This is a genomic window from Klebsiella sp. 10, from assembly GCF_018223925.1.
Lineage (GTDB): Bacteria > Pseudomonadota > Gammaproteobacteria > Enterobacterales > Enterobacteriaceae > Klebsiella > Klebsiella pneumoniae.
The window spans coordinates 403,768-410,038 of the sequence record NZ_JAGRRB010000014.1 but is presented as its reverse complement, the minus strand read 5'-3'; the positions used below and the strand labels follow the sequence as shown (position 1 = coordinate 410,038).

The following is a 6,271-nucleotide window of genomic DNA, read 5'->3' as shown; positions in this document are numbered from 1 at the left end:
CGCTTTAGCGCTCTGTCGCGAGGTCCCGTATAATACGTTTTCCTCATTCAGAGTCAAGCGCTTATTTTGCTTTTCTCTGTCGGCTTTCAACGTCGATTTCCGTCGTTGAATCCTCCTGGCCCGGCGGCTTGTTTGCCGTTGTTCCGTGTCAGTGGAGGCGCATTATAGGGGGTAATTCTGAAGTGACAAGGATAAATTCAAAAAAAGAATTCAACCGCTCACTTTTCAACCAAATCAGGTATTGAGCTTTAATTCTTGCCTAGTTTTTAAACAAAAACGAGCCCGCTGGGCCCGTTTTTGTCGTTTTGTGATTTACTGCACTGCCACAATGCGGTCGTCTTTTACTACCAGCTCGATGGTTTTACCCGGAACCAGCTCACCGGAAAGGATCTGCTGGGCTAACGGGTTCTCAATCTGCTGCTGAATAGCACGTTTCAATGGCCGCGCGCCGTATACCGGATCGTAACCATTGGCGCTCAGCAGCTTCAGCGCCTCATCGGACATCTGCACTTCATATCCGCGCTCTTCCAGACGTTTATACAGACGCTGCAGCTGGATCTGGGCAATAGAGGCAATATGTTTCTCGCCCAGCGGATGGAAGACCACCACTTCGTCGATACGGTTGATGAACTCCGGACGGAAGTTCTGGCTGACTACCCCCAGCACCAGGTCCTTCATATGTCCGTAGTCCAGCTCGCCGAACCGTTCCTGAATCAGATCGGAACCGAGGTTCGAGGTCATGATGACTACCGTATTACGGAAGTCGACCGTTCTCCCCTGCCCGTCGGTGAGACGCCCGTCGTCGAGTACCTGCAGCAGAATGTTGAACACATCCGGGTGCGCTTTTTCCACTTCATCCAGCAGGATGACGGAATAAGGACGACGGCGCACCGCCTCGGTCAGGTAACCGCCCTCTTCATAGCCGACGTATCCCGGAGGCGCACCGACCAGACGCGAGACGGAGTGTTTCTCCATAAACTCGGACATATCGATACGCACCATTGCGTCGTCGCTGTCGAACATAAAGTTAGCCAGCGTTTTACACAGCTCGGTTTTACCGACCCCGGTTGGACCAAGGAACAGGAACGAACCAATCGGCCGGTTCGGATCGGACAGCCCGGCACGGCTGCGGCGAATGGCGTTCGATACCGCTTCAACCGCCTCATCCTGGCCAATCACCCGATGATGCAGCTCCTGCTCCATACGCAGCAGTTTGTCGCGCTCGCTTTCCATCATGCGGGAGACCGGGATACCGGTCCAGCGGGCCAGCACTTCGGCGATTTCAGCATCCGTCACTTTATTACGCAGCAGACGCATGGTTTTCCCTTCGGACTGAGTGGCAGCCGCCAGCTGTTTCTCCAGTTCCGGAATTTTGCCATACTGCAGCTCGGACATCCGCGCCAGATCGCCGACGCGACGCGCCTGTTCGATGGCGATTTTCGCCTGCTCCAGCTCAGCTTTGATGGTCTGGGTGCCGGAGAGCGACGCTTTTTCCGCTTTCCACTCTTCTTCCAGCACCGAGTACTGCCGTTCTTTATCCGCCAGCTCCTCGTTGAGCATATCGAGACGCTTCAGGCTCGCCTCATCAGACTCTTTCTTCAGCGCCTGCTGTTCCAGTTTCAGCTGGATAATACGCCGATCGAGGCGGTCCAGCTCTTCCGGTTTGGAGTCAATCTGCATACGGATGCTGGATGCCGCCTCATCGATGAGGTCGATGGCTTTATCCGGCAGCTGACGGTCGGCAATATAGCGATGCGATAAGGTCGCCGCCGCCACGATAGCCGGGTCAGTGATCTGCACGTGGTGGTGCAGCTCATAACGTTCTTTCAGACCGCGCAGAATCGCGATGGTATCTTCTACCGAAGGCTCGGCAACGAACACTTTCTGGAAGCGACGTTCCAGCGCGGCGTCTTTTTCGATGTACTGACGGTATTCATCAAGCGTCGTCGCCCCGACGCAGTGCAGTTCACCACGCGCCAGCGCCGGCTTCAGCATGTTACCCGCATCCATCGCGCCGTCGGCTTTACCAGCGCCAACCATGGTATGCAGTTCGTCGATAAATAGAATGACGTTGCCTTCCTGTTTGGACAGGTCGGTCAGCACGCCTTTCAGACGCTCTTCAAACTCACCGCGGTATTTCGCCCCGGCCACCAGCGCCCCCATATCCAGCGCCAATACCCGACGGCCTTTCAGCCCTTCTGGTACTTCGCCGTTGACGATACGCTGCGCCAGGCCTTCGACGATTGCCGTTTTACCCACCCCGGGTTCACCGATCAGCACCGGGTTGTTTTTGGTACGACGCTGCAGTACCTGAATGGTACGGCGAATCTCTTCATCACGGCCGATCACCGGATCCAGCTTGCCCTGCTCGGCACGCTCGGTGAGATCGACGGTAAATTTCTTCAATGCCTGACGTTGGTCTTCGGCACCCTGATCGTTCACGCTTTCCCCTCCGCGCATTTGTTCAATCGCCTGAGTCACGTTGGCGGTTGTTGCTCCGGCGGATTTTAAAAGGTCGGTCAGCGTACCGCGTGATTCAAGCGCCGCCAGAACGAACAGTTCCGACGAAATAAAGTTGTCCTTTTTCTTTTGCGCCAGCTTGTCGCAAAGGTTGAGGATCCGCACTAAATCCTGAGAAGGTTGCACATCGCCGCCGGTGCCTTCCACCTGCGGTAAACGGCTCAAGGCCTGTTCGATGTCAGTGCGCAGTTTCCCGGCATTCACGCCCGCCGAGGTTAATAAAGGACGTACCGATCCCCCTTCCTGATTCAGCAAGGCGCTCATTAAATGAAGAGGTTCGATGAATTGGTTGTCGTGCCCGAGTGCGAGCGACTGGGCATCGGCAAGAGCAAGCTGGAATTTATTGGTAAGACGATCCAGACGCATAACTCCTCCCATAAACAGGTCAAATTTGCTACTGGAGATTAAATGAGGTCATCCCTCAATTATTCAAGGTTAAAGACCCGAACTATGTGAAAAATAAGTTTGCCTTCTGGATCGTCTTGATTCTCTAGGTTATATCAGCCAAATGAAACTTGCCATACGACCGGTGGTCTTGTCGCGCCGGTAAGAGAAAAAATCATCCTTTTCGCTTAGCGTGCAGCGATCGCCGCCGAAAATCTGCTCAACGCCGACGTTTGCCAGACGCTGCCGCGCCAGTTGGTAGATATCAGCAAAATATTTTTCGCCTGCCGGACGAAAAGCCCGGTGCGCATTCTCGTCCTTCGCCATAAAGGCATCCCGGACTTCCGGTCCCACCTCAAACGCCTGCGGACCGATGGCGGGCCCCAGCCACGCCATAATATTTTCGGCTTTATCGGCGAAACGAGCAACCGTCGCTTCCAGAACCCCTTCGCATAAGCCGCGCCATCCCGCGTGCGCCGCGGCGACTTCGGTGCCGTCGCGGTTACAGAACAGCACCGGCAGGCAGTCAGCGGTCATCACTGCGCAGACGGTCCCTGGCGTACGACTATAAGAGGCATCCGCGCGTTTCGACGGATAGGGTCCGCCGTCCAGCGTCAGAACCTCGGTGCCATGGACTTGCTCCAGCCAAACCGGGTAAGACGGCAAGCCGCCGGCGGCAAACATCCGCCGCCGGTTTTCTTCGACATCCTGCAGATTGTCGCCGCAATGGGCGCCCAGGTTGAGCGAGTCATAGGGCGGCAGACTCACGCCGCCGATGCGGGTAGAACTACAGGCCGCCACGCTGCCGGGCATTGGCCACTGCGGTACAATCAGTTTCGTCATAACCAGTCAATATCGTCCTTATGGGCTTCAAAATCGGCGCGCATCGCCTCGATGAGCTCGACCATATCCTGCGGGATGGGCGCGTGCCACTCCATTTCAATGCCGGAGATCGGGTGATACAGGCGCAGCATGGTGGCATGCAGCGCCTGGCGGTCGAATTTACGCAGCGCGGTGATGAACTCCTCCGACGCGCCCTTCGGCGGACGCGGCCGGCCGCCATAGACCTGGTCACCCACCAGCGGATGGGTGATATGCGACATATGCACGCGGATCTGATGTGTACGACCGGTTTCCAGACGCAGACGCAGGCGGGTATGGATGCGGAAATGTTCCATAATGCGGTAGTGGGTCACCGCCGGTTTGCCCATCGGATGCACCGCCATATGGGTACGCTTGGTCGGGTGACGGCTGATCGGCTCTTCCACTGTGCCACCGGCGGTCATATGACCGATCGCCACCGCTTCGTATTCACGGGTGATCTCGCGCAGCTGCAGCGACTCCACCAGCCGGGTTTGCGCCGGAATGGTTTTCGCCACCACCATCAGACCGGTGGTGTCTTTATCCAGACGATGAACAATACCCGCGCGCGGCACATCGGCAATAGGCGGATAGTAGTGCAGCAGCGCATTCAGCACAGTACCGTCAGGGTTGCCCGCGCCAGGATGTACAACCAGATCGCGCGGTTTATTGATCACGATGATGTCATCATCTTCGTAAACGATATTGAGCGGAATATCCTGCGGCTGGAAGCGCGCCTCTTCTTCGATTTCCACATCGATAGCGATGCGTTCTCCCCCCAGCACTTTTTCTTTCGGTTTATCGCCAATGGTGCCATTGACTAATACACGTTGGTCGAGGATCCATTCTTTTATCCGCGATCGCGAATAATCAGGGAACAATTCGGCCAAAGCCTGATCTAAGCGTTGACCGAGTTGATTTTCGGTCACCGTTGCGGTGAGTTGTACTCGTTGTGCCATATACAGCTTCTTCGTTTAACGTTGGGTTTTACGGCTTTGCCGTTTAATATAGTGTGCTATTGTAGCTGGTCTTAATCGGGAGCAGGAACAGAGATTCTCCCGCATAAACATTTTGAGGAAGTCAAAACGTCATGACGCGCATGAAATACCTGGTGGCAGCCGCCACACTGAGCCTGGCTTTGGTGGGTTGCTCCGGCTCTAAGGAAGAGGTGCCTGATAATCCGCCGAATGAAATCTACGCGACCGCCCAGCAAAAACTGCAGGACGGTAACTGGAAACAGGCGATAACGCAACTGGAAGCGTTGGATAATCGTTATCCATTCGGCCCTTATTCCCAACAGGTACAGCTGGATCTGATTTATGCGTATTATAAAAACGCCGATCTTCCTCTGGCTCAGGCGGCTATCGATCGCTTCATGCGTTTGAACCCCACCCATCCGAACATCGACTATGTCATCTATATGCGCGGCCTGACCAACATGGCCCTGGATGACAGCGCCCTGCAGGGCTTCTTCGGCGTTGATCGCTCCGACCGCGATCCGCAGCACGCGCGCGATGCCTTCAATGACTTCTCCAAACTGGTGCGTGGTTATCCGAACAGCCAGTACGCCACTGACGCCTATAAACGCATGGTGTTCCTGAAAGATCGTCTGGCCAAATATGAGCTGTCGGTCGTGGATTACTACACCGATCGTGGCGCATGGGTTGCCGTGGTTAACCGTGTGGAAGGGATGATGCGTAATTATCCGGATACCCAGGCCACCCGCGATGCCCTGCCGAAGATGGAAAACGCCTATCGTCAGATGCAAATGAACGCTCAGGCGGACAAAGTCGCGAAGATTATCGCCGCGAACAGCAAGAACACCTGAGCCTGACTCATCGATCGCAAACGGCAGCCACTGGCTGCCGTTTTTTTATACGTTTCCCGGCAAGCTGAAGCGGTTTAGCGCCGGGTTAACTCATCAAATATGGCCTGCTTTATCGGGTTCGACAAGTAAAATCTCACTTCTTCCTGCCCTGTCTCACAAAATGAATTTGTTGACAAAAAGTGACAATAAAATGTGATTCAGATCACACATTTTGACATTGGGAAAGGTATGCTGGATTCACCAAGACGGGAAAGACAAGAGGTAAAATTTATGACAATGAACATTACCAGTAAACAAATGGAAATTACTCCGGCAATCCGCCAGCATGTCGCAGACCGTCTCGCCAAACTGGATAAGTGGCAAACTCATTTAATCAACCCGCACATCATTCTGTCTAAGGAGCCGCAGGGTTTTATCGCTGATGCAACCATCAACACGCCAAACGGCCATCTGGTTGCCAGTGCGCGTCATGAAGATATGTACGCCGCCATTAACGAATTGATCAACAAGCTGGAACGGCAGCTCAATAAAGTGCAACACAAAGGGGAAGCCCGCCGCGCCGCGACGTCGGTGAAAGAGGCAGGCTTTGTGGAAGAAGAAGAGTAATCCTTAACTTAAGTTGTGTCATGCCACGCGCCTTCGGGCGCGTTTTTTATTGACAGAGTGAAAACAGTACAG

The 6,271-nt window shown here is 54.6% G+C and carries 5 protein-coding genes; 2 read left to right on the top strand and 3 right to left on the bottom strand.

The genetic code is table 11. From position 1 onward, the window contains the following. Positions 1-312: 312 nt before the first annotated feature. The 3 genes from clpB to rluD form a co-directional block, all read right to left on the bottom strand. Positions 313-2,886, bottom strand: a complete 2,574-nt coding sequence (gene clpB / locus KHQ26_RS17820; protein WP_004150973.1) for an ATP-dependent chaperone ClpB — start codon at positions 2,884-2,886, stop codon at positions 313-315. A 129-nt stretch (positions 2,887-3,015) separates the two neighbouring features. Further along, the gene (gene yfiH, locus KHQ26_RS17815; protein WP_004212956.1) at positions 3,016-3,747 is read right to left on the bottom strand and encodes a purine nucleoside phosphorylase YfiH; all 732 of its coding nucleotides are present in this window, start codon (positions 3,745-3,747) and stop codon (positions 3,016-3,018) included. Next, positions 3,744-4,724, bottom strand: coding sequence for a 23S rRNA pseudouridine(1911/1915/1917) synthase RluD (rluD, locus tag KHQ26_RS17810; RefSeq protein ID WP_002914110.1), 981 nt, complete (start codon positions 4,722-4,724; stop codon positions 3,744-3,746). The genes yfiH and rluD overlap by 4 nt, the downstream gene beginning before the upstream one ends. A gap of 131 nt (positions 4,725-4,855) precedes the next feature. Between rluD and bamD the strand changes: the two genes are divergently transcribed. Both bamD and raiA read left to right on the top strand, forming a co-directional pair. Continuing rightward, the gene (gene bamD, locus KHQ26_RS17805; RefSeq protein ID WP_004145664.1) at positions 4,856-5,593 is read left to right on the top strand and encodes an outer membrane protein assembly factor BamD; all 738 of its coding nucleotides are present in this window, start codon (positions 4,856-4,858) and stop codon (positions 5,591-5,593) included. A 270-nt stretch (positions 5,594-5,863) separates the two neighbouring features. Continuing rightward, positions 5,864-6,199 carry a ribosome-associated translation inhibitor RaiA gene (gene raiA, locus KHQ26_RS17800; protein WP_002914111.1) on the top strand — a complete coding sequence of 112 codons (336 nt, stop codon included), beginning with the start codon at positions 5,864-5,866 and terminating at the stop codon, positions 6,197-6,199. Positions 6,200-6,271: the final 72 nt, after the last annotated feature.

What these genes read in the sequence shown, in the direction of transcription:
- yfiH (WP_004212956.1), bottom strand. Translation starts at nt 3,747, where the DNA reads ATGACGAAACTGATTGTACCGCAGTGGCCAATGCCCGGCAGCGTGGCG.
- bamD (WP_004145664.1), top strand. Translation starts at nt 4,856, where the DNA reads ATGACGCGCATGAAATACCTGGTGGCAGCCGCCACACTGAGCCTGGCT.
- raiA (WP_002914111.1), top strand. Translation starts at nt 5,864, where the DNA reads ATGACAATGAACATTACCAGTAAACAAATGGAAATTACTCCGGCAATC.
- rluD (WP_002914110.1), bottom strand. Translation starts at nt 4,724, where the DNA reads ATGGCACAACGAGTACAACTCACCGCAACGGTGACCGAAAATCAACTC.
- clpB (WP_004150973.1), bottom strand. Translation starts at nt 2,886, where the DNA reads ATGCGTCTGGATCGTCTTACCAATAAATTCCAGCTTGCTCTTGCCGAT.